The sequence below is a fragment of the Maridesulfovibrio sp. genome, assembly GCF_965230075.1.
Classification (GTDB): Bacteria; Desulfobacterota; Desulfovibrionia; order Desulfovibrionales; family Desulfovibrionaceae; genus Maridesulfovibrio.
Map to the genome: position 1 here is coordinate 2,421,342 of NZ_OZ245945.1, position 23,180 is coordinate 2,444,521.

At 48.6% G+C, this 23,180-nt stretch carries 16 protein-coding genes and 2 tRNA genes; 7 read left to right on the forward strand and 11 right to left on the reverse strand.

Annotated features, from left to right (window positions below):
* Window positions 1–128: 128 nt before the first annotated feature.
* The 4 genes from ACO05Z_RS10985 to carB all read right to left on the reverse strand — a co-directional run bounded on the left by ACO05Z_RS10985 (window position 129) and on the right by carB (window position 7,899).
* On the reverse strand, window positions 129–2,540 hold the full coding sequence (locus tag ACO05Z_RS10985; protein ID WP_421902226.1) for a penicillin-binding protein 1A: 2,412 nt from the start codon (window positions 2,538–2,540) through the stop codon (window positions 129–131).
* Between the two features lie 12 nt (window positions 2,541–2,552).
* Window positions 2,553–3,083 (reverse strand): YkgJ family cysteine cluster protein, encoded by a 531-nt coding sequence (locus tag ACO05Z_RS10990; RefSeq protein WP_421902227.1) that lies wholly within the window; start codon window positions 3,081–3,083, stop codon window positions 2,553–2,555.
* Between the two features lie 24 nt (window positions 3,084–3,107).
* On the reverse strand, window positions 3,108–4,499 hold the full coding sequence (gene purF / locus ACO05Z_RS10995) for an amidophosphoribosyltransferase (RefSeq protein WP_421902228.1): 1,392 nt from the start codon (window positions 4,497–4,499) through the stop codon (window positions 3,108–3,110).
* Between the two features lie 166 nt (window positions 4,500–4,665).
* Window positions 4,666–7,899, reverse strand: a complete 3,234-nt coding sequence (gene carB, locus ACO05Z_RS11000; protein ID WP_421902229.1) for a carbamoyl-phosphate synthase large subunit — start codon at window positions 7,897–7,899, stop codon at window positions 4,666–4,668.
* Between the two features lie 180 nt (window positions 7,900–8,079).
* Between carB and ACO05Z_RS11005 the strand changes: the two genes are divergently transcribed.
* From ACO05Z_RS11005 to ACO05Z_RS11020, 4 genes are read left to right on the forward strand one after another with little or no spacing between them, the layout of a single operon-like run.
* Window positions 8,080–8,343: a FeoA family protein gene (locus ACO05Z_RS11005; protein ID WP_421902230.1), complete on the forward strand. Its 264-nt coding sequence runs from the start codon at window positions 8,080–8,082 to the stop codon at window positions 8,341–8,343.
* A gap of 48 nt (window positions 8,344–8,391) precedes the next feature.
* Window positions 8,392–8,658, forward strand: a complete 267-nt coding sequence (locus tag ACO05Z_RS11010) for a hypothetical protein (RefSeq protein ID WP_421902231.1) — start codon at window positions 8,392–8,394, stop codon at window positions 8,656–8,658.
* Window positions 8,659–8,714: 56 nt separating this feature from the next.
* Window positions 8,715–8,948, forward strand: coding sequence for a SlyX family protein (locus ACO05Z_RS11015; RefSeq protein ID WP_421902232.1), 234 nt, complete (start codon window positions 8,715–8,717; stop codon window positions 8,946–8,948).
* 49 nt (window positions 8,949–8,997) lie between these two features.
* Window positions 8,998–9,939, forward strand: a complete 942-nt coding sequence (locus ACO05Z_RS11020) for a hypothetical protein (RefSeq protein WP_421902233.1) — start codon at window positions 8,998–9,000, stop codon at window positions 9,937–9,939.
* Between the two features lie 84 nt (window positions 9,940–10,023).
* Here ACO05Z_RS11020 and metG read toward each other — a convergent pair whose 3' ends face one another.
* The 5 genes from metG to murA form a co-directional block, all read right to left on the reverse strand.
* Complete coding sequence (gene metG / locus ACO05Z_RS11025) at window positions 10,024–11,964, reverse strand: methionine--tRNA ligase (RefSeq protein ID WP_421902234.1); 1,941 nt, start codon at window positions 11,962–11,964, stop codon at window positions 10,024–10,026.
* 221 nt (window positions 11,965–12,185) lie between these two features.
* Window positions 12,186–13,529 (reverse strand): regulatory iron-sulfur-containing complex subunit RicT, encoded by a 1,344-nt coding sequence (gene ricT, locus ACO05Z_RS11030; protein WP_421902235.1) that lies wholly within the window; start codon window positions 13,527–13,529, stop codon window positions 12,186–12,188.
* Window positions 13,530–13,769: 240 nt separating this feature from the next.
* Window positions 13,770–14,168 carry a response regulator gene (locus ACO05Z_RS11035; protein WP_015852052.1) on the reverse strand — a complete coding sequence of 133 codons (399 nt, stop codon included), beginning with the start codon at window positions 14,166–14,168 and terminating at the stop codon, window positions 13,770–13,772.
* A gap of 124 nt (window positions 14,169–14,292) precedes the next feature.
* Entirely contained in the window at window positions 14,293–16,698 is a 2,406-nt protein-coding gene (locus tag ACO05Z_RS11040; protein WP_421902236.1) for a DNA internalization-related competence protein ComEC/Rec2, read from the reverse strand.
* A gap of 15 nt (window positions 16,699–16,713) precedes the next feature.
* Window positions 16,714–17,967: a UDP-N-acetylglucosamine 1-carboxyvinyltransferase gene (gene murA, locus ACO05Z_RS11045; protein ID WP_421902237.1), complete on the reverse strand. Its 1,254-nt coding sequence runs from the start codon at window positions 17,965–17,967 to the stop codon at window positions 16,714–16,716.
* A 326-nt stretch (window positions 17,968–18,293) separates the two neighbouring features.
* Here murA and ACO05Z_RS11050 point away from each other — a divergent pair.
* The 3 genes from ACO05Z_RS11050 to ACO05Z_RS11060 all read left to right on the forward strand — a co-directional run bounded on the left by ACO05Z_RS11050 (window position 18,294) and on the right by ACO05Z_RS11060 (window position 20,454).
* Window positions 18,294–18,369, forward strand: a tRNA-His gene (locus tag ACO05Z_RS11050).
* Window positions 18,370–18,413: 44 nt separating this feature from the next.
* Window positions 18,414–18,489 (forward strand) — tRNA-His (locus ACO05Z_RS11055).
* Window positions 18,490–18,729: 240 nt separating this feature from the next.
* Entirely contained in the window at window positions 18,730–20,454 is a 1,725-nt protein-coding gene (locus tag ACO05Z_RS11060) for a SulP family inorganic anion transporter (RefSeq protein ID WP_421902238.1), read from the forward strand.
* A 37-nt stretch (window positions 20,455–20,491) separates the two neighbouring features.
* On the opposite strand, the gene ACO05Z_RS11065 is transcribed toward ACO05Z_RS11060, so the two are convergent.
* Window positions 20,492–21,028 carry a hypothetical protein gene (locus tag ACO05Z_RS11065; protein ID WP_421902239.1) on the reverse strand — a complete coding sequence of 179 codons (537 nt, stop codon included), beginning with the start codon at window positions 21,026–21,028 and terminating at the stop codon, window positions 20,492–20,494.
* Between the two features lie 137 nt (window positions 21,029–21,165).
* Window positions 21,166–23,073, reverse strand: coding sequence for a selenocysteine-specific translation elongation factor (gene selB / locus ACO05Z_RS11070; RefSeq protein WP_421904182.1), 1,908 nt, complete (start codon window positions 23,071–23,073; stop codon window positions 21,166–21,168).
* Window positions 23,074–23,180: the final 107 nt, after the last annotated feature.

Consider the following 23,180-nt stretch of genomic DNA (forward strand, 5'->3'; position numbering starts at 1 on the left):
CGCCATTACACTCGATACAATTTCGTAACAAGAATGTAACATAAGAATACTTCTTTCGGCTAATCAAAAAAAATCCCCCTCATACTTCTCAGTACGAGGGGGATTAATATTCAATGATTAGAGATCAGTTAGAAAGTCTGCTTGAACAGATCCTCACTGGAACCAGATCCGCCGGACTCACCATCCTCACCGGAACCGGATGCGGTCCGGGTCGGCTGAGTGCCTTCTTTAAAAGGAAGGAAGTAAGTTTCCTTGGAATTGGGTCCCGCAAGCAGACCGGAGGCAGCATCGATCTTGGCCATAACCACACCGTCAGGCTGCGGGAAATCCTCATAAGGATAATCCTTCTCCACCTTCTTGCGGTAAGCAACCCAGAGCGGACTTGCGGCACGAGAACCGGTCTCCCACTTACCCATGGGGGTCAGCTGGTCAAAACCAACAAATACGCCGGTTACAAGGTAGGGTGAAAAACCCATATACCAGGCATCCTGCTCGTTGTTGGTGGTTCCGGTCTTACCAGCTACCGGTCGACGCAGGACTTTAGCTCTCCACCCAGTTCCGTGCTGGACAACCTCTTTCATCAGGTCGCACATAATATAAGCAGTCTGCGGACTGATAGCATCAGTAATTTCAGGCTTGGAATCATAAAGCAATTCACCCCAAGCACTATTCACAGAAAGAACCAAACGGGCTTTCACGCGTGATCCGCCCCTTGCAAAAGTAGAATAAGCTTCAACCATATTCAGCAGGGTTACGGAACCGGAACCAAGCGCCACAGAAAGATCTCTGGGAAAATCAGCTTCAAGACCCAAATCTTTGGCGCGCTGAATGATCTTATCAATGCTCATCTTGCGGGCAAGCCTGATGGTCACGAGGTTTCTGGATTTAACCAGAGCGGTGCGCAACAAAGTCGGACCGTAGAATACACCTTCAAAGTTCTGGGGTTTCCAAAGCTTTCCGGCTTCCATATCGGTATACACAAAAGGTGCATCCATCATGATTGAGGCCGTAGTAAAACCGTTATCCATTGCTGTTGAATAAACAATGGGCTTGAACGCTGAACCGGGCTGGCGTTTAGCCTGAGTAGCACGGTTAAACTGACTGCCATGACTTCCGCCAAAGGAATATCCGCCGACCATAGCCAGCACATCCCCAGTCTTGGGGTCCATGGAAACAAGGGCACCCTGCACAACAGGCTTCTGCATGAGGGAAACCAGCCAGCTTACATCACCCAAAGTATCGGTTTCAGGATCAACCTGATTGAAATTAACTTCACTGCCATCTTTGAAAAAAGCCTTGTCCAGTCTTGCCCAGACAACATCACCCTTTTTAAGGATCTTGGTAGCATCCTTCTGGGGACGAACATCTTCAGGTGCTTTTTTCACATCAGGAGTACGGCACCACTTCATGCTGGTAACAGGCATGGTTGCGGCATACTTGCCGAACTTAACCGCAGCTTCTTTCTTGGAAACCTTGGTCACCAGAACTTTTACCCATTTTCCGGGACGCAAGTTCGGTTCCGGAATAATTTCAGAAGCAAGGAACCCGGCATACTCAGCGGGCTTAAGCTCCAACAAAGGGCCTCTCCAACCACGACGTCTGGTAGAAGCCTCAAGCCCCTGCTTAACTGCAACGTCAGCTGCATCCTGATGCTTGATATCACAAGTGGTGTAGATATTAAGCCCACCCTTGTAGACAGTCTCTTCACCATATTTATCAATCAACCAACGGCGTACTTCCTCAAGAAAATACGGGCCGTGCTTCCATGAAGGATCTTCCATGCTTTTGTACACAAGAGGCTGCTCAACAGCCTTATTGTACTCATCGCGGGAAATCCAATGATGCTCATACATCTGACCGAGCACGTAAAGCTGGCGGGCTTTTGCCCTTTCAGGGTGCCGCAGGGGATCGTAACGACTGGGAGCCTGCGGCAATCCGGCTAGCAAAGCACATTCTGCAATGGTAAGTTCATTTACATGCTTACCGAAATAAGTACGCGCTGCGGCTTCAACACCGTAAGCACCTGCACCAAGATAAATCTGGTTCAGGTAAATGGTCAGGATTTCATCTTTTTCAAGATAGTGTTCCAAACGGAAAGCAAGGATAGCTTCCTTAAGTTTACGCTTGTAGCTTTTCTCAGGGGTCAGCAGCAACCGCTTGATGATCTGCTGGGTGATAGTACTTCCGCCCTGAGTCTTAGCACCGCTTTTCATGTTGGCCACAAAGGCACGGGAAATTGCGGTGAAGTCAACACCGTCATGCTGATAAAAAGAAGCATCTTCCGCAGCCAGAAAAGCCTTGGGCAGCAACGGAGTCATCTCATCCATGCGGACCAGAAAACGCTTTTCCTTGTAAAAATATCCGAGAACCTTGTGGTTGCGGGAATAAACAGTTGTAACCAGAGGAGGATTGTAGTCGGTAATATTCTTAAATCCGGGCAGATCGCTGGCAGCCCAGAAATAAAGTCCGGCCATGGACCCTACGCCGAGGATTCCCATCACCAACGTTACTATCAATAGGATTTTATATACTTTTTTCATCTGTGATTCTCATCAGTCATCTGCATGGGGAGCAAATCCCCACGCGATTCTCAGCCTGCTATGCAACTCGCGCACTTCGGCCTGCGTAACTCCAAGTACTTTGAAAAGCTTGCCCGGAGTCTTGTTTTCATGCTGTGCAAGACAGTTTTCAACTTCAAGGAGCGTAATCCTGCCACTTTCATCTGTCCAAAAAGGAAAAAGCCGGCAATACAAGGGCCGGACTTCCTTGGGGATAACACAGCCTTCGCTGCCAAGAAACAAACATTTTCCAGCGGAATCAACTTCCAGCCGGTAATGCATTCCCCCCGGAGGGAAAAGTTCTTTTACTCTTCTGCGTTGCCCCGGAAAAAGTCTAAGTAAATTTTCTATAAAAACCGGCGTATTAACCTGCAAAGCAAAGCCACCGGAATCGGGAACGCATTCCATGATGCGTTCCCGTTCATATTCTGAGACAGGGAAGCAGACTTCCTCTGTTCCCGGAGTCAGTTCACAACATGTCGGCCCCTTGGCGGCACATCTGGCGCATACAAAAGGATCGCTCATTGTTATTCAAGACTCCCGGTTCTTTTAATCTTCGTTTTCAAAACACATTTTCCCGTATCCCTTGCAAGGGGGAATGGGATAGTCGCCGTTAAAACAAGCAAGGCAGTATGAATCCTTGTCTTCCACTGAACTGAGCAGCCCATCAATGGACAGATAGTGCAGGGAATCAAGGCCTAAGAAACGTGCGATTTCCTCTTCGGTACTGTTCGCGGCAATGAGTTCACCCTTGGAAGAAAAATCAATACCGTAGTAGCAAGGGAAGCGAATCGGCGGGCAGCTGACCCGCATGTGAATCTCGCGTGCACCGAGCTCACGAAGCTTCTTGATTCTGGTCCGGGTAGTGGTTCCACGCACAATGGAATCTTCCACGATCATAATCTTCTTGCCCTTGATCATGGACTTAACCGGGTTGAGCTTCACCCTTACGCTGAAGTCACGCATATCCTGAGAAGGCTGAATAAAAGTACGACCAACATAGTGGTTACGAATCATAGCCAGCTCAAGAGGCAGGCCGGACTGCTGAGAGTAACCGACAGCGGCGTAGTTACCGGAATCAGGAAACGGCATAACAAAATCAACATCAACCGGATGTTCTTCAGCCAGAACCGCACCCATTTTCTTACGTCTCTCATAAACGACTTCACCGAAAACAGTGGAGTCCGGACGGGCAAAATAAATAAGTTCAAAAATACACTGACGCTTGGGAGCACTTTCGCAATAGGTGTAGGAAGTAAGTTTACCACCTTCCACAACAACCATTTCACCAGCATTGAGAGGACGAATTTCTTCGGCATCAATCAGGTCAAATGCACAGGTCTCGGAAGCAAAAGCATAGTTATCACCCACACGACCGATAGCCAGCGGACGGAAACCGTTGGGGTCTTTGACAGCAATCAGCTTATCATTTGCCATGATCAGCAGGGAGAAAGCCCCTTTACACTTGCGGCAAGCCTTCATAACAGCATCTTCAATGGTGTTACCATTAAGATTCTTGGCAATCAGGTGGACAAATACCTCGGAGTCCATGGTGGTCTGGAAAATAGATCCCTGAGCCTCAAGCTCCTGACGCAGCTCAAGTGTGTTTACGAGGTTACCGTTGTGGGCGATAGCCAGATGCAAATCGCCGAACTTGACGAGAAAAGGCTGCGCGTTCCTGATCAAGGAAGCCCCGGTTGTGGAATAACGGATATGCCCGACACCAATGTCACCTTTAAGTTCTTTACCCAGATGACGCTCATTGAACACATCAGCAACAAGGCCCATGCCCTTCTGTTCGCGGATGCTAGTACCATCCCAGGTAACAATCCCGGCAGATTCCTGTCCGCGATGCTGCATAGCGTAAAGGCCAAAGTATGTCATTCTTGCTGCTTCAGGATGTCCATAAATCCCGAACAGTCCGCAATATTCTTTTTTCATCTTTCCTGCTCTTGCAATGTAAGCTTTAAAATTACGGCTACGTTTTTTGCAAAACAACCCTAAACAAAAACGGGAGAAAAAAGGGGCCGTGAGCGACCACTTAATCACCCTAAAAAGGAAAAGGACCGCGCGTTAAGCCCGGTCCGTTTTCCTGTTTATAAACTTTTTACATGTCGTGATAGTGCTGTAAGCACTGTACATCAAGCCCTTTGCCGCGTTGTTCCTCAATTGCCAGACTCATGGCGTGAGCACCCGCGACAGTGGTTGTGTATGCCAGTCCGTAAAGCAATGTTGTCTGCCTGATCTCCTTTGAGTCAGAGACAGTCTGCTTACCGGACGGGGTGTTGATCAAAAGGTCGATGTCACCGTTCTTGATGTAGTCAACAACATGTGGACGACCTTCGTTAACCTTAAGAATTTTCTTGGTAGCGATTCCATTTTCAAACAGGAATCGCGCTGTTCCACCGGTAGCCAGAATCTTGAATCCAAGTTTTTCAAAGTTTCTGGCAGTAGGCAGAATCGCTTCTTTATCCCGGTCTTTCACAGAAATAAAGACTGTTCCTTCCATGGGCAGTTTGATTCCTGCTCCGAGCTGGGCTTTCATGAAAGCAAGGCCGGGAGTGTAGTCCATACCCATAACTTCACCAGTTGAACGCATCTCAGGTCCGAGCATTACGTCAACATTGGGAAATCTGTTGAAGGGGAATACCGCTTCTTTAACAGAGTAGAACCCTTCTTTGCGCATGGACCAAGGATCGAGATCTTTGAGCTTTTCACCGAGCATTACCTTGGTTGCCATCTTGGCAAGCTGTATACCGGTAGCCTTACTTACGAAAGGTACGGTTCTGGATGCACGGGGGTTAACCTCGATGATGTAGATATCACCATCTTTAACCGCGAACTGGATGTTCATCAGACCGACAACCTCAAGCTCTTCAGCAAGGGCTACAGTCTGACGCTCAATCTCTTTAACGATCTCATCGCTGAGGGTGTGCGGAGGCAGAACACAGGCAGAGTCACCGGAGTGAATTCCAGCTTCCTCAATGTGTTCCATAACACCGGCAACGTAAGTCTGCTCGCCGTCCGCCAGAGCATCAACATCGACTTCAACAGCGTTCTCAAGGAACTTGTCGATGAGAATGGGGTGCTCAGGGGAGACAACCGCAGCTTCACGGAAATAGGAATCAAATTCCTCATCGCTGTAAACAATATCCATTCCTCGTCCGCCAAGAACGTAGGAAGGGCGCAGTACCAGCGGATATCCGAGACGCTCGGCAATTGCCTTGGCATCATCAAGGGACATAGCAGTACCGTTCGGCGGCTGCTTAAGATCGAGCTTCTTGAGCAAAGCCTGAAACCTTTCCCTGTCTTCAGCACGGTCAATTGCATCCGGGGATGTTCCCAGAATATTTACACCTGCTTTGAGCAGCGGAATTGCAAGGTTCAGCGGGGTCTGACCACCAAACTGAACAATTACGCCTTCAGGCTTTTCAAACTCAATGATGTTGAGCACATCTTCATAAGTAAGCGGCTCGAAATAGAGTCTGTCGGAAGTATCGTAGTCAGTGGAGACTGTTTCCGGGTTGGAGTTGACCATGATGGACTTCACGCCCATGTCTTCCAGCGCGAACGCGGAGTGACAGCAGCAGTAGTCAAACTCAATCCCCTGTCCGATCCTGTTGGGTCCTCCGCCGAGAATCATAACCTTGCGTTCGGGCATAGATTCGGCTTCCTGACCGGACTCATAAGTGGAATAAAAATAAGGGGTGTAAGCCTCAAATTCCGCTGCACAGGTATCAACCAAGTAATATGTGGGAATCAGGCCGAGATTCTTCCTGAATTCGCGGACATTCTTCTCAGACTCCCGCCACATGGTTGCCAGCTGCGGATCGGAATAACCGTATTCCTTGGCTTTCTTGAACATGGCCGGGACCCGATCGTCACCGGAGTACAAACCGATTTCAAGGGAAAATTCCCTGAGTTCCTTTTCAAAAGTGACCAGATCTTCAAACTGGTGCAGATACCAGGGGTCAATCTTGGTTACATCAAAAATTTCCTCAAGGGTCATGCCGGCGAGGAAAGCTTCACGCAGATAGAACATGCGCTTGGAGTTCGGCTTGCGAATCAGGCTGACCAGTTCATCACGGTCGATATCGCTAGGCTCGAAAACCTTACCGAATCCGGGCATACCAACTTCAAGAGAGCGCAGACCTTTCTGCAGGCACTCTTTAAAAGTCCTACCGATTGCCATGGTCTCACCGACACTTTTCATGGCAGTGGTCAGGTAATCTTCGGAACCGGGGAATTTTTCAAAAGTAAATCTGGGAATCTTAATAACGCAGTAGTCAATGGTCGGCTCGAAAGAGGCCATTGTCTCGCGAGTAATGTCGTTAGGAATCTCATCAAGAGTGTAGCCCACTGCCAGCTTCGCAGCGATCTTGGCGATGGGGAATCCGGTTGCCTTGGAAGCAAGTGCGGAGGAACGGGAAACACGCGGGTTCATCTCAATGATGGCCAGTTCGCCGTTTTCCGGGTTGATTGCAAACTGTACGTTTGAACCACCGGTTTCAACACCGATCTCACGCATGATGGCGAGGGAGGCATCCCTGAGCATCTGGTATTCAACATCGGTCAGGGTCTGGGCCGGGGCAACAGTGATGGAGTCTCCGGTGTGCACGCCCATGGGGTCAATATTTTCAATAGAGCAAATGATTACGCAGTTGTCCTTGCGGTCACGCATAACCTCAAGCTCATATTCCTTCCAGCCGAGGATGGATTCCTCAAGCATAACCTCGTTCTGGAGGCTGGCGGAAATCCCCTGCATGGCGATATCTTCGAGATCTTCCATGTTGTAGGCAACACCACCGCCTGTTCCACCAAGGGTGAATGCAGGACGAATGATGATGGGGAAATCAATTTCCTTACCACAACGGCGTACATCATCGATGTTGCGGGCAATACGGCTGGTGGGAACCTTAAGGCCGATTTTTTCCATGGCTGCACGGAAAAGTTCACGGCTTTCGGCTTTTTCAATAACGTCAACAGAAGCACCGATCAGCTCAACACCAAATTTATCAAGCACGCCCATTTCGGCAACAGCAAGGGCGGTATTCAGTGCAGTCTGCCCGCCCAATGTGGGCAGCAGTGCGTCCGGTCGTTCTTTTTCAATGATTTTGGCAATGGTGCCGGGTTCGATGGGTTCAATGTATGTTCGATCCGCTAAAACGGGATCGGTCATGATGGTTGCGGGGTTAGAGTTAACGAGAATAACTTCGTACCCCTCTTCTTTAAGGGCTTTGAGAGCCTGAGTACCGGAATAGTCAAACTCGCAGGCCTGACCAATGACGATCGGCCCGGAGCCGATGAGCATAATTTTCTTGATATCAGTGCGTTTAGGCATGAACTCCATCCAATAATGGTTTTGAAATATTGGCGTTAGGACTTGTGGTGAGACAGAAAGACATAAATCATTACTCGCAGATGGGCAAGCAGAGAGTTGCCTACCTTATTTGTATGATAATCCTCTCGCACCATTGACAAAGCACATAACTGACTTTAAATATCAATTGCAATGAACGTAATGGCAAACACAGCAAACGCAAGACCGCTAACCAGTTATAAGAGTGGCATGTCGGTCAGGGTAACCGGATTTGATGCCGGAAAGTGCTGCCGTGGCAGACTTCTTTCCATGGGCATTATTCCCGGAACAATCGTTGACATCATTAGCAGCAATGGCCGTATGAATATACGGGTGCGCAGCTCGCAGTATGCCATCGGTTGTGAAATGGCCAACAAGATCATGGCAATCCCAGTCTGTGATTGCAACAAGTGCAGTGCGTTCTAATATACACGCAACAACTATTTTCGCCAAATCAATCAAGAGGATTTAGTCATGGGTTCAGATGCAAAATGGCAATCTCTTGAACTTCTCGCCAATGACCGATCATGGTGGTCACTCACCATTCTGGAAATGAAAAAAATACATGACCAGAATAAGGCTACATACGGAGTCTGGTCCAACACAGAAGACATTGTAGCAACCATGAATTCCCTCAAAAGCTACAAAGATTTCGTTGAACGCACCGAAGGACGGGTTGTAGACCTGGTCATTAATGGTGCTGATATTCCTTACGACCTGCCTAAAAAGACCAAAGCTTAGCCGTTCCCCTGTTCCTTTCATTTGCCTTCCCCCTGCTCTTCTGGCATTTTCCAGCTATGAGCAATACAAAATCTACCGAAGAAAGAATAGAAAGCCTTGAAACCGCTCTCGCGCTTCAAGACCAGAATGTCGAAGAACTGAATAAGTTCATCATTGCCCAGCAGAAACAGATCAGTGAGCTTGAGAAAAAAATTAAACTCATGGTCATGCAAATGAAAGATCTGAAGGATGCCGTTGCCCATGCATCACCGCAGGACGACGTCCCCCCGCCGCATTACGGCCAGCTTTAAATTTCCAAAATCAGCATAATCCACAAACCAGACAGCTTAGGACTCCGATATGAAAAAAATCGACGTTCTCATTAATGCTTACGGAAAACCGTTTCAAACCGCTCTTTGCCTGCTTTCATTAATGAAACAAAGCGGGCAATGGATTGACCGCATTTGGTTTGTACAGGATCGGCCGGAGGAGACTAAGGTTTTAGGCAGGCAATTTATACTGGACCTGTTGAACAATATTACCGTTTATAAACCCACAGACTGGCGCTGGATAAACCATATTGAAGAAGATCAGCTCACTGACGATGAGTACCGCTATTCCGTCCGCTACCAGTACGGATGGGAGCATACTGACAAGGATTATGTGCTGACCGTCCACAATGATGTCTATTTTACATCTGACCCGGTGAAACTTCTTTTGGACGCAATCGGTGACAAAATCGCAGCCGGAGAAATCGGCTTATGCTGCCAATGTCCGGCATTCCATCACAAGCTATGCTCACCGGAAACATATCAGAACTATCGTCCGACACTGAAAGAGTTCATAGCCATAGCCAGTGATCCTAAAGGGTATATGGCTACAGATGTATCGAACTACATGGTCTGCCCTTCCCTGCGCAAGAAACCGTGGCCGCTGCCTTCATGCAGGGTCAACGAATGGTGCGCGCTAATCAATATGCAGAAAGCCCGCCCTGCAACTGTTCCGTTAGGTCCGGCCCGACCTTTTGGTGCGCACGTGTTTGAGGGAGTTAAGCGCGAATTAAGAGAAGGGGAAGAATGGAGCGAATTCGAAAATAATCTGGGAATCGTATATGACACTGCAATGGCATGGTTTCGAGATGTCCATCATCAGGGACACACCTGCGCCCATCAGGACCTGTCAAAAGTCGCTCAACACTGGAGCGGACATCAGGCGCTGTTCGATACAGATCTTTATGCGGAAAATGAAAATCGGGCCAAGAAAATTCTGGAGCAGGAATTCAAACTTCAATTCTCAGACTGATCTCACCCCACAAACCCAAGCCACAAAAAATGCCCCGTTCTCATCAGAGAACGGGGCATTTTCATTTTATTATATTAGCTGTGCTTAGGAAACCTTACATCCATTCGCAACAGGTGCGCTTACGCTCAGAAGCTGCATTTCGTCACCGTTACGCACAGCGAGAATCATGCCCTGAGACACTTCACCGCGCAGCTTACGGGGCTTGAGGTTCACAACCACTACAACCTGACGGCCTTCCAGCTCTTCAGGCTTGAAAAATTCAGCCAGCCCAGCCACAACCTGACGAGGCTCATCGTCACCGGTATCGATCTTAACCAGCAACAGCTTATCAGCATCAGGGTGTTTGGTTACGGAAAGCACGGTTCCAACACGCATATCCACTTTCTGGAAATCGGGGAACTCGATGACACCGGGAATTTCTTCCTTGGCCTGCTTGGACTGCTTCTTGGATTTCTTCGCTTCCTTTTTCTTGGGAGCAGGCTCTTCCTTGGGAAGTTCAACTCTGGGGAAAAGGTTGGATTTCTTGGCAACTTCGGTGCCCGGATCGAGCAGACCCCAGACATCGATTTCGCCCTGGAGGTTAACCTTCTCAGGAGCAAATTTGATACCCAGCTGTTCCAGCATTTTTTCACTGGCTTCAGGCATTACAGGCCAGAGATGGACAGCAATCTTACGCATATTCTCAAGCAGAACATACATAACAGTACCGAGACGATCCATTTTCTCTTCTTTGTACAGAGTCCAAGGCTGGGTAACATCAATGTATTTGTTCAGGCCGCGTACAAGTTCCCAAAGACCTTCAAGGCCGCGGGAGAACTTAGCGTCCATAAAATTATTCTGGAATTCAGCCATGGCTTTGCGGCCAAGGCTTTTAATTTCACAACACTCTTCAGCTTCTTCTCCCTGCGCAGGAACTTTCCCATCAAAGTATTTGTGGGTCATGGACAGGGTACGGCTGAACAGGTTGCCGAGGTCGTTGGCAAGGTCAGCATTGAGACGGCCCACAAGAGCTTCCTCAGAAAAGCTGGAGTCATTACCGAAAACCATTTCACGCAGCAGGAAATAACGGAATGCGTTAACACCGTATTTCTCAGCCATTTCCAGCGGAGAGACAACGTTACCAAGAGATTTGGACATCTTGGTATCCTTGATCAGCCAGTAACCATGCACGTTCAGGTGCTGATAAGGCTCAATCTCCGCTGCTTTCAGCATTGTAGGCCAGAAAATTGCATGAGGCTTGAGGATGTCCTTTGCAACAAGATGATTGGCTTTGGGCCAGAACTTCTTGAAGTTGTCACCTTCAGGATACTCAAGGGCAGTGATGTAGTTGATGAGTGCATCAGACCACACGTAAGTAACGAAATCTTTATCGAATGGCAGTTCAACACCCCACTCCAGACGACTCTTCGGACGGGAGATGCAAAGGTCTTCCAGTTCACCGGACTTGAGCAGGCTCAGAACTTCGTTACGGTACCTTTCGGGACGGATAAAATCAGGATTTTCATTGATGTGCTCTACGAGCCAATCCTGATATTTGGACATCTTGAAGAAATAGTTCTTCTCCGCAATGTATTTAGGAACTGTTTCGTGCTGTGGGCACTTTCCGTCAACAAGTTCCTTCTCGGTGTAAAATCTTTCGCAGCCGAAACAGTAATGACCGCCGTATTCACCGAAATAAATGTCACCCTTATCATAAATTTTCTGCAGAACTCCCTGAACGCACTTGATGTGACGATCTTCGGTAGTTCTGATGAAATCGTCGTTTTCAATCTGCAGACCGGGCCACAGGCCACTGAACAGAGAGCTTATCTCATCGACGTATTCACGGGGTGTCTGACCGCCTTTTTCTGCGGCCTGTACAATCTTGTCACCGTGCTCGTCTGTTCCGGTGAGAAAGAAAGTTTCATCTCCCAGCAGCTTGTGAAACCTGTTCATGGAATCAGCAAGAATTGTTGTGTAGGCATGGCCGAGGTGCGGCTTTGCATTAACATAATAGATGGGAGTTGTAATAAAAAACGAATCCAAAATCAGTCACTCCTGTTAAGGTGATAACAATCGGATTTAATAAAGGTTATATAAAACGGCCACTGCCGCATGAAAATCCGAAATGAATACAGCGTAAAAAATCTTAACAGCCGGGTGAGAATTCTGTCATTTTCAACCGGCCGCAAGATTGCTTACTGCTTACGGGCAGAACGCATATAGCGAAGAACCCGAAGATAAGCAAATATTTCTATTCTTACAAATTAATTGCTTTTATTCTTCCGCTGTCCGGAAGGCTTGCGCTTACGCCTGCGTCTTGAAGGACGGCGACGCGAAGACTTCTTTGGTTGAGCGGATTCATCCTTCTCACCGGACTTAGCTGGCGTCGCAGGTTGCTTATCCTGCTCCGGTCTTTTTTGATCCGACTTCTGCTGGGGACGATCCTTTCTGGGAGGACGTCTACGACGATCCTGTTGCTGGGAATCATCCTTGCGGCGTTCCTGTCTCGCTTCAGGTTTATCAGCTGAAGTTTTTGTCTCATCAGCTTTTTCCCGCTCAACATTTACCCGACCCGGCTTACGCTCCGGTCTGGGGCGCTCGGATTTCGGCCGATCACTTCTCGAACGATCAGGACGGCCCTGATCAGATTTTGAACGATCTGAACGTCCGCGATCGGAACGAGATCTTTGCGGCCTTGAGCTACCGCCATCACGGTCTCCCCAGCCTTTTCCCCTGCTCTCAGAACGTCCCCTGCGAGGTTCTTCGGAACGGGAGTCTGATTCGCCTCCACGATCAGCTCCGGAAGACTTAATCATATCCGGCCAATCATCCAAGGGAATCTCAATTTCATCACCCTGCTCCGGCAAAACGGTCAGGGTGTTTCTGAAAAAATTAGTCCGTGTAACCCGGACAGTACCATGAACGGTATTGTACTTCTTCCCGGTCTTGGGGCTTTTGCGATGGAAATCTTCGTAGTTTTCCTGCTCAAAAGACAGACAGCAGAGCAACCTGCCGCAAATACCGGAAATCTTAGTCGGGTTAAGGAAGAGGTTCTGCTCTTTCGCCATGCGGATGGTTACCGGCATGAACTTACGCATAAAACGACGGCAACAGCAGATTTGACCGCAGTTACCAATAGCGCCCAGCATCTGGGTTTCATGGCGAACGCCGATCTGACGCAGTTCAATGCGGGTTCTGTATTCCTTAACCAGATCCTTGACCAGCTCACGGAAATCAATCCTGCCCGGAGCGGTGAAGTAAAAAATCATCTTGCTACGATCGAAAAAGACCTCAACATCCACAAGTTTCATTTCGAGCTTCTGACGCTCAATACAATCCTTGCAGAACCTGTATGCTGTGCGGGAAAGGTCCTTGTTCTCAGCTTCAGCTTCAAGGTCTTCCTCGCCGGCAAGGCGGTAGATGGTTTTAATAGAGTCCTCGGTTACATCCTCGGGCAAATCCTGTTGCACGACAAAAACCTTGCCGAGCCCCATGCCCTGCTCGGTCTTCACTATGACCGAATGTCCTTCCCGGACAACGAAAGGACCGGATGAAAAATAATATATCTGTCCGAAATCGTTAAACTTAACGCCTAAAATTTGTGACATGTAAAAAAACCTTATATAAAACCGCAACTCATGGCGGATAAAACTTGATATGAAGGAGCCACAATAGACCACTTCCAAAGGAACTTCAATTCTGTTTTCTATCCCTAATTGCCCTGAATAAAACAATTTTTAATATTTAGCAAAAAAAATCCGCAGCAAAAGCTGCGGATTCTTCCCTGATTTCAGGGCAAAAATATTAAAACAGGACTCAATTTACATCCTGAAATTTGCTAAAACTAATTAAACTGAAAACCCAAGATTTTTGAGCTCCTTCACAAGCTTGCTCTCTTCAATGGGCTTAACGAGATATGAGGTAGCTCCGCCAAGAAAGAATGCATCATGCGTTTCCTTACGGTCATCGAGCATGGTTGTAACGATAACCTTAACCGCACCATCTTCCTCGACCTTGAAATCTTTCTCAATGGATCTGATCTCACGCAAAGCCTGCTGCCCGTCCATTTCCGGCATCACAAGATCCAGACAGACCAGATCATAGGCATTTCCAGATTCAAGGCCCTTCTTAAACGCAAAAACAGCCTCTTCACCGTTAACGGCAATATCGCACTGTGCATATGGCTTCATGATCTCATGCAACATATTGCGGCAATAAAAATCATCATCAACTATCAGCACCCGCATGCAGACAAACCTCCATTCATCATAGGCTTTACATATAGACTTCGGTCAATGGGTAGACATTGGCACTTTTGCACATGAAAATCAAGTTTCCAGCGCAACAATAATCAGAAAAATGTATTTTAAATCAAGGGGCAGTTATCACCGCCCCATCACTATTCCACTCCACGGTAATCATCCCGTATGCAGAAGTCGTATACATACATATGCGTCTTTTATCCAGTTCTCGTATTATTTTTTGAGCAACAAAATTATAACGATTCAAAAAACCGCAGGCAGCTATGGCCATTTCAGGACCTACACATTCATATAATTCTGGCGAATACGACCCAGCACTACCATGATGCGGCAACAACAAGACTTTCGATTCAAGCTCATGCCCGCTATTCAAAACAGCCCGCACACCTTTACGGTCCAAGTCTCCGGAAATTGAAAGTAATGGATGACCATTCCACACCAAACGAAGATAGAGCGAGCGATCATTGCGACTGCCCTCAAAACCTAAAGAAGGATGCAACACCTCCACGATCAGGCCCGGCTCAATAATGATATTATCACCGCTCAAAAGAGTCTGTGGAACGATTCCTCTATCTTTGAATGCCGCTTCAAACCGTTCGCCAACCCGGCCACTGGGAATGTCTCCATTGGAATAAAAACTACCCACAGAGAACTTTTCCAGCAAAAAGGCCAATCCCCCGGCATGATCCCGATCCCCATGGGTCATGAAAATATTATCCACATGCGGTAGATATCCGTGAGCCAACCACGGACCGACGATGGAACGGCCCATATCAAAGGTCCTACCGAATCCACCTCCCCCGTCCACAACCGTGCGTGTTCCCTGAGGACCGGTGATCACCACGCACTGTGATTGTCCGGTATCAAGGACATCCATACGCACCCTTTGCGGACCGAATTCTCCTGAAATTCGCAGCCCAAGCAGCAGAAGAATTGGAACCAGCATTACTTGCGCCCGTTTTGCTTTCCCATACATGAATAGAAGAACTGCACCCAGCATAAGATAATAAATCAGCAGCCCTTCCCAGTGCGGACGGTAAAAAGCATATTCAGGCAACAATCCAAGATTGATCGCGTCGCGCACCAGCTGCAACAACCAATCAAACACTCTGCCCCCGGCTACAAATAATGCATGCGAAAGATCAAAGCTTATATTTGAAACTACAAGCCCGCCGACTCCACAAATCGGCAAAACAAGCGAACCGATCAAAGGAACGAAAATTATATTGAAAAGGATATTAGGCGTGAACACCCCGAAATTCCAGATTACCACAGGAAGCAAGGCCAAGTTGGCTGACAAGCTGACATAAAAAACAGCCAACACAAAACGGATCGCTTTAAATAATAAATTGTGTCCGGAAGGCAACAGCCGGAAGAACAGAGGACACAGCAAGGCAATACCAGCCACAGCCAATACCGAAAGCTGAAAACCAAGGTCAAAGGCACTAAGCGGTGCGAAGGCTAAGATCACTACAACCGCCATAAATAAACCGTCTAAAAGAACCCTGCCACGGTTAAAAAACATGAGCAGGCCCCAAAACCCAAACATGCATACAGCACGCATGAGCGACGGACTAAACTGTCCCAGCCAGAGATAGAGCAAAACCGGGAGAACAGAAAACAGCACACCCAAGCGCATGCGGGGGACCCGCAAATAAATGCGGGGACAAATCAGGCCAACCACCCAAGATACCCCGAATCCCATGGCTACGATGAACCCGACATGCAGCCCGGACAAAGCCAGAATATGCGAAACCCCGGCCCTGCGGATTAACTCAACACTGTCGCCGGAAAGAGAAAAGCGGTCCCCGATCAGCAATGCCGGGAAAATGGCCCCGCCGTCAGTGGGCGGAGCATTTTTAAGGATATGTTCACGCAGGGAAGCCCGTAATTTTTGCAGACCCTGAGGGGCATACGGCTTTAAACCGCCATCTTTAATCGGCCCCCGGGAGTACGTCCGGTAACGGATATTCTTGGTACGGCAATAAAAATCGTAATCCCAAAGTCCACTATTGCGGAATCCATGGACAGGCTTAACACGCGCGACAAAAGACACCTGCTGTCCGACAAAAGGGAATCGGTCCGGCTTATCCCAAGTCCAATTCAGAAATCCAGCGAGGTCAGTAATCCCAGCCTCGCTTTGACAGCTGACATCCTCGAGCAGAATCTTGAGACGATTACCCGGTGCTCCTTTAATGCTGTGAATTATAGCGCTAAGCTTGACTTTTTCGCGCCCAGCCATCCACTCCGGCATAGGCCCGGGACCGGGGTGAAGTACGAAATTACCATACCAATGGCCAATGCCGAACAGCACCAGCATCAAAAAAGCCGCACCTTTTTCAGGACGGAATGTGAAAACGAGAAATAGATAGACCAGCAGAGCGGTCAAGGAAGGGAGCATCCATTTAATGGACAGAATGCCAAAAACAAAGGCAGGGACAAGAACCTGCCATAAAAACAGGCCCGGAAGACCGGGCCTGTCATCATTGATAATATGATCCGCAACCTGATTCATGATGCGGAAAAGCTCTTACTCTTTCTCGCGCCAGACCCTTGCGCCAACCGCGGAAAGCTTGTCTTCCAGTTTTTCATATCCACGATCGAGATGGTAGATACGCTGGACATCAGTACGACCTTCAGCAGCCAGACCGGCAACAACAAGAGAAGCACTGGCCCGCAAATCGGAAGCCATAACCGGAGCACCGGTCATCTTCTCAACCCCTCGAATCATGGCTGTACGGCCTTTGAGCTTGATATTCGCTCCCATGCGCACCAGTTCCTGCACATGCATGAAACGGTTTTCAAAAATCTTTTCTTCGATAGTTCCGGCACCATTAGACAGACACATCAGGGTCATAAGCTGGGCCTGCATATCAGTGGGAAATCCGGGATACGGCTGGGTGGTGATATCCACACCGGAAATAAGACCGTTAGCCCGACGCACACGGACACCGCCTTCTTCTTCCTCAAGGGAAACACCCATTTTACGGAGTTTGTAAACAACAGACTCAAGTTCCTGAAAGGGGCAATCCTCAATCAGGAGTTCACCGTCAGTCATTGCTGCTGCAACCATGTAGGTTCCGGCCTCAATGCGGTCAGGCATAATTTTGTAGTCACACCCTTTAAGGGAAGGTACGCCCTGAACAGTAATAATACTTGTTCCGTGACCGGAAATTTTTGCTCCGCAAGCGATGAGGAATTCAGCAAGGTCAACAACCTCTGGCTCACGGGCTGCGTTTTCGATGATGGTCTCCCCTTCAGCAATTGCTGCAGCCATGAGCACGTTCTCAGTACCGCCTACAGTGGGGAAATCAAAATGAATGTGGGCTCCTTTGAGCTTATCGCATTTACCATGGATGTAACCGGAATCAAGATCAAAGGTAGCGCCCATCTGCTCAAATGCGGTCAGGTGCAGGTCCACAGGACGTGCACCGATGGCACAACCGCCGGGAAGCGCAACCTTGGCTTCACCCTTAAGAGCCAGCAGAGGACCGAGGCAGAGCACAGAAGCACGCATAGTCTTAACCAGATCATATGGAGCTTCTATTTTAAGATCCTTAACCTCGCTGCATACGGTATTACCTTCAAAGGAAGTTTCACAGCCCAGAATATCAAGCAGCTTCAAAGTGGTATGAATATCCCTCAAACGGGGAACATTGTTCAGACAGACCGGACCTTCCGGCAGGATGCAAGCCAGTAGAATGGGCAGGGCTGCGTTTTTGGAACCACTGACCCTGATCGGGCCGTTAAGAGAAACTCCACCTTCAATAACTAATTTATCCATCTAAAAATCCTTATATTTATCAGGTAATAAGCTTCCGCCGTTAATAACGTAAATTAACTTGCGGCAGCCGGGTGAAAAGACACTGCCTTTCCGCGACCCCTGATTGCTTTCAGTATCAAAAGAACAAATTGTTTGTGGCACAAAATAACTCTTTAGTGAAGACCGTGCGCTACCTATTTTCCTATTAAGATCAAAACGCCGTCTTATAAACAAGTTAATCATCCCTTTTACTTGCAAGATTTAATGATTACAAAAAAAATGATCTTTTTTTCAAAAACTTCTTGACCATCACCCCCAGCTTAGTTAAACACCTCCTCACAGACGCGGTGGGTGTAGCTCAGTTGGTAGAGCACTTGGTTGTGGCCCAAGTGGCCGGGGGTTCAAGTCCCCTCACTCACCCCATTTGACATCTCTAGGGATCAGGAATCCCTGACCCCTTTTTTAAGGTGGGTGTAGCTCAGTTGGTAGAGCACTTGGTTGTGGCCCAAGTGGCCGGGGGTTCAAGTCCCCTCACTCACCCCATATTTTCAGGACCGGATTTATCCGGTCCTTTTTTTTTGGTCTTTAGCCAGAGGCCCTACCTCGCAACACTTGGGAATAAAAGCACAAAGTTTTATTTCAAAACCCCATTGACATGAAATAACAGCGGCATTATCAGAATCTTTTTTCCGCGCGAGTTCCAGCCTCTGGCCAATTCATTTCAAAAAATATGACCACCGACTGAGCCCCACGGAGACACCACCAGAACAAGGAGGTTTCTCAATGGACACTTACGTCTGTTCAAAACTAAACCGTTTCATCCCGACCAGCTTCAAATTCATTAAATCAGGCTGTTCCCCAACCACAATAAGACAGGACGTTGCCGCCGGAATTACCGTCGGTATTGTTGCCCTGCCGCTGGCCATGGCTTTTGCCATTGCTTCCGGTGCCAGTCCGGCAACGGGACTTTTCACCGCCATCATTGCCGGGTTCATCATCTCGGCCTTTGGCGGAACTCGTTTTCAAATAGGCGGCCCTACCGGGGCATTTGTCATCATCATATCCGGTATCATCGCCCGCCACGGCTATGACGGCCTCATTCTAGCCACCCTCATGGCCGGAATCATTCTATTGATCATGGGCAGCCTCGGACTTGGCAAGTTGCTGCAATACATCCCATACCCGGTAACTACAGGATTTACCTCCGGCATCGGAATCCTGATCTTCTCCACTCAGATCAAAGATTTCCTTGGTCTGCAAATTGATCAGGTACCGGCGGATTTCCTGCCCCGTCTTAAAGCCTGCGCCGGGGCGCTACCAAGCACCGACCCAATCACTTTAGGCTTGGGCATGCTGACCGTAATATCAATGCTACTGATTCGAAAATTTATCCCCCGCATTCCTGCCCCGTTTGTAGGCATTGCCCTCGCAAGCATCATCACTTGGGCCATGGAATTGCAGACTGAAACCATCGGCAGCAGATTTGGCGGCATTCCCACCATCCTGCCCGATGCAGTTTCCTTCTCTGGACTTGATCTGATGCAGCTCAAAACCCTGATTCCGGAAGCCCTGACCATTGCCATCCTTGCCGGAATCGAATCCTTGCTCAGTGCCACGGTTGCAGACGGCATGAGCGGTGACCGCCACAACTCATCCAACGAACTCATTGCCCAAGGTCTGGCAAACATCGGCTCAGCACTTTTCGGAGGACTGCCTGCCACCGGAGCTATTGCCCGCACTGCCACCAACATCCGCGCCGGGGCACATTCACCAGTAGCAGGTATAATCCACGCCCTGACATTAATCATGTTCATCAAGGTCTGCGCCCCGCTTGCTTCCATGATTCCCCTTGCCAGCCTCGCCGGGGTGCTCATGCTGGTTGCTTGGGACATGAGTGAAGTTCACCGCATCAAGCGCTTGCTCTTCGCCCCTAAATCGGACTCGCTGGTCATGCTTATCGCCCTGCTACTGACTGTATTTGTTGACCTGACCGTAGCCGTAGAAGTGGGTGTGGTTATGGCTGCCATGCTGTTCATGAAACGCATGAGCCAGCTGACAGACGTGCACAGCCTCGACACCGGATTGCCTGAGGAAGAAATCCTTGACCGCAAGAATGGACATGAAAAAGTCGTGGTTTATGAGATCAACGGTCCCATGTTTTTCGGCATGGCCCAAAGATTTGTGGATGTCATGAGCTTTACCCGCAAGAAGCCGGAAGTAATTGTATTCTGCATGCGCCTTGTTCCAACCATGGACGCAACAGGCATCGAAGCCCTTGAAACCGTAATTCGCAGGGCACATGCGCAAAACGTAAAAATACTACTCTCAGGGGTAAATCCGCGCATCAGCAAAATAATGGCCCGTTTAGGCACTGATAAACTGGTCGGAGCTGAAAATATCTTCCCTGATTTTTCAACTGCGGTCGCAAAGACAATCCTTCACGTGGATGAAGATTCCAGCCTGCCCCGCTGCACCTCACCGAAACAATTAACCGCAACAACTGCTTAAATAAAAAAGTCCGGGACCGTATTGGCCCCGGACTTTTTTATTCCACAATTTCGAAATCAATCCCTTGCTTGAACTCCTGGCCGCTGATCATATCATGTAAGACAATTATATAATGATACCTTCCGGCTGGCAGACTGCCCAGATTAAAATCATTAGTCATATAAATATCCAGAATCGGCTTGCCGGTATTGTAATGCATACTTAACAACCCCTTACGGTCGAAGAGAACCTCTCCGGCAGCGGATTCAAGTGTCACATCTTGTGTCAGAAAAAACTCATACCTTCCCATCTGAGCAGATGTGAACCAATTAATAGGCTCGTAATACAAAAGTAAATTTGTACCACGCCGGACCTTATTTTCAGAAAGAGGATAATAGGATGAGTAGTTAAGAACCTTCGAACACAAAGAAAATGCCTGTACGCCAAGCTTTCCCTTATTCTGCTTTTCAATAATTTCATTTTTCAATTTCAGAATAGCTTCCGCGTCTCCAGAGCGCGCTGGAGAAACAAAAATCATACTCAAAAGAAAAACGCAAAACACCGCGACCAACAACGGATAAAGCTTCCTGACCATCCCATGCTCCTCAGGTTGAAATAGGTTCTTCACAGATCAAACCACTATAACACCCTGAGCTGATCCCAGCCAGAAAAAGACGCAAAAAACCCGGACTCACACGAATCCGGGCTTTAAAACTTATACTCAATTCTCAATTAACTCTGCTTACGCAGCCTGCGCTTATCACCGACTCGAATGGTGACCTTTTCCTTATCCATATATTCAAGCAATGGAATGGAGAACTTACGCGACAGACCGACCAAAGCTTTAAAATCCTGCGGCCCTAGTTCTTCGTTTTCCGCAAAATACCCTTCAAGGGTCTTCTGCAAACCGTCTACTGCGGACTTGGCGAAATACATATCGTCCTTAATCCTAACCAGCAGCCCTTCATCCTGCAACAACTTATACACTGGTGCGGCTTCCTTGAAAACAAGGTCCAAAGGATCAAGCACGTCTTTCAGGTTCGGCGGAGTAAGGCCACCCTTCTCGTAGGTACTCATCAGAGTATCACGCAGCTTCTGCTGATCCGAAGCAAGTGAAACCTTATGTCCGGGCAGATGCAGAATTTCCTGCGCAGCCACGATTTCATTCTTCTTGAGCAGACGTTCCACAATGGAATGGAAAAGCTTGTCCGGCAGTCCTTTCCCGTAAGTTGAACCGATTTCGCCGCGCGATACGCCCGGTTTCATAGGTTCATTTTTATGAAATTCGGCAAGATGGGCCAACAGTCCCTGAACAAGCCCTTCATAGTGGCTGCCGGAAACATAGCTACGGGTTTCCTTGTCATAGAGGAAAACCTTCTGCTGTCCGCCCATGGTCTGGAGCATTTTCTCAAGCGGCTTGGAGGCCACATTGCTCAGAATAGAAAGTTCCTGAAAAGTCAGTCCGGCCCTGCCAGCCAGATCAAGCTGGGTCAGGACCAGTTCTTCCGGCTCGGCACTAATCAAAGATTCCAAACGCTTCACATCATCGGAAAAACGCTTAACCTTGCGGCCCAGCGGGTTGATGATGCTCCCCCCCGCAATAGTACGTAGCGGCGAGAATGAACGCAGTACAACGCGGTCGCCATAAACCCCGGTCATGGGCTTATCAAAACGAATCTGACAAACGGCACGCTCGCCCTTATCCAACTTCTCGCGATCAAGGAAATAGACCTTAGCCATCACTTCCTTGGAGCCGTGATGAAAATGGATTTCCTTACGGTGTTTCAAGCTTTTGGGTGACGAAGGCAAACAGGTCAGTTCAACATCCCAGACCTTGGACGGGAAAAGAGTTCCCGGACGGCCCAGCACTTCACCGCGCTCAATTTCCTCAACTTCCACGCCATGCAGGTTAATGGCGGTCCTGCGGCCAGCCGGAGCAGTCTCCACGGATGAACCGTGCGATTGCAGGCTGCGCACCTTAGTCTCGGTCATTTTCGGGTAAAGAACCACATCATCGCCCACGGAAAGCTGACCGGAAATCAAGGTTCCGGTTACAACCGTACCATGGCCCTTCATGGTAAACACACGGTCCACGGGCAGGCGGGCCAGATCAGTCCTGCGTTTCGGAGCAAAATCTTTCATGAAATTCGCGATTTCGCCACGCAGTTCATCCAAACCCTGTCCGGTATGCGAGGAAACAGCATGGATCGGAGCCTCAGCCAAAAAACTCGGCGCGAGGAATTCCCGCACATCTTCCTGCACCATCTCCATCCAATCTTCATCAACCATGTCCGCCTTGGTCAGGACCACAAAGCCCTTCTCAATGCCCAGCAAGGTACAAATTTCCAGATGCTCACGGGTCTGGGGCATTACACCTTCATCTGCAGCAATAACCAGCAGAACAAAATCAATTCCCGCTGCCCCGGCAACCATGTTTTTCACAAACTTCTCATGGCCCGGAACATCAATGATGCTCAAATGTTCATCGCCGCCAAGGTCTAGGCTGGCAAAACCAAGCTCAATGGTGATGCCGCGTTTCTTTTCTTCGGCCAGACGGTCGCAGTCAGTTCCGGTCAAGGCTTTAATCAAACTGGTCTTACCATGGTCAATATGACCAGCAGTACCCATAACAACAGGCATAGTTCTCCTTTTGCCTCCGGCGGCCAGAGGGGAAAACTTTTGCAAAAGTTTTTCCCCCTGGACTCCCTTTTCAAAACCTTTTATCGAGCTTCGCGTCGTAGCTCGTT

What these genes read in the sequence shown, in the direction of transcription:
- ACO05Z_RS11065 (WP_421902239.1), bottom strand. Translation starts at nt 21,028, where the DNA reads ATGGTCAGGAAGCTTTATCCGTTGTTGGTCGCGGTGTTTTGCGTTTTT.
- ACO05Z_RS11015 (WP_421902232.1), top strand. Translation starts at nt 8,715, where the DNA reads ATGAGCAATACAAAATCTACCGAAGAAAGAATAGAAAGCCTTGAAACC.
- ricT (WP_421902235.1), bottom strand. Translation starts at nt 13,529, where the DNA reads ATGTCACAAATTTTAGGCGTTAAGTTTAACGATTTCGGACAGATATAT.
- ACO05Z_RS11010 (WP_421902231.1), top strand. Translation starts at nt 8,392, where the DNA reads ATGGGTTCAGATGCAAAATGGCAATCTCTTGAACTTCTCGCCAATGAC.
- ACO05Z_RS11060 (WP_421902238.1), top strand. Translation starts at nt 18,730, where the DNA reads ATGGACACTTACGTCTGTTCAAAACTAAACCGTTTCATCCCGACCAGC.
- ACO05Z_RS10985 (WP_421902226.1), bottom strand. Translation starts at nt 2,540, where the DNA reads ATGAAAAAAGTATATAAAATCCTATTGATAGTAACGTTGGTGATGGGA.
- ACO05Z_RS11020 (WP_421902233.1), top strand. Translation starts at nt 8,998, where the DNA reads ATGAAAAAAATCGACGTTCTCATTAATGCTTACGGAAAACCGTTTCAA.
- murA (WP_421902237.1), bottom strand. Translation starts at nt 17,967, where the DNA reads ATGGATAAATTAGTTATTGAAGGTGGAGTTTCTCTTAACGGCCCGATC.
- ACO05Z_RS11005 (WP_421902230.1), top strand. Translation starts at nt 8,080, where the DNA reads ATGGCAAACACAGCAAACGCAAGACCGCTAACCAGTTATAAGAGTGGC.
- carB (WP_421902229.1), bottom strand. Translation starts at nt 7,899, where the DNA reads ATGCCTAAACGCACTGATATCAAGAAAATTATGCTCATCGGCTCCGGG.
- purF (WP_421902228.1), bottom strand. Translation starts at nt 4,499, where the DNA reads ATGAAAAAAGAATATTGCGGACTGTTCGGGATTTATGGACATCCTGAA.
- ACO05Z_RS10990 (WP_421902227.1), bottom strand. Translation starts at nt 3,083, where the DNA reads ATGAGCGATCCTTTTGTATGCGCCAGATGTGCCGCCAAGGGGCCGACA.
- selB (WP_421904182.1), bottom strand. Translation starts at nt 23,073, where the DNA reads ATGCCTGTTGTTATGGGTACTGCTGGTCATATTGACCATGGTAAGACC.
- ACO05Z_RS11040 (WP_421902236.1), bottom strand. Translation starts at nt 16,698, where the DNA reads ATGAATCAGGTTGCGGATCATATTATCAATGATGACAGGCCCGGTCTT.
- ACO05Z_RS11035 (WP_015852052.1), bottom strand. Translation starts at nt 14,168, where the DNA reads ATGCGGGTGCTGATAGTTGATGATGATTTTTATTGCCGCAATATGTTG.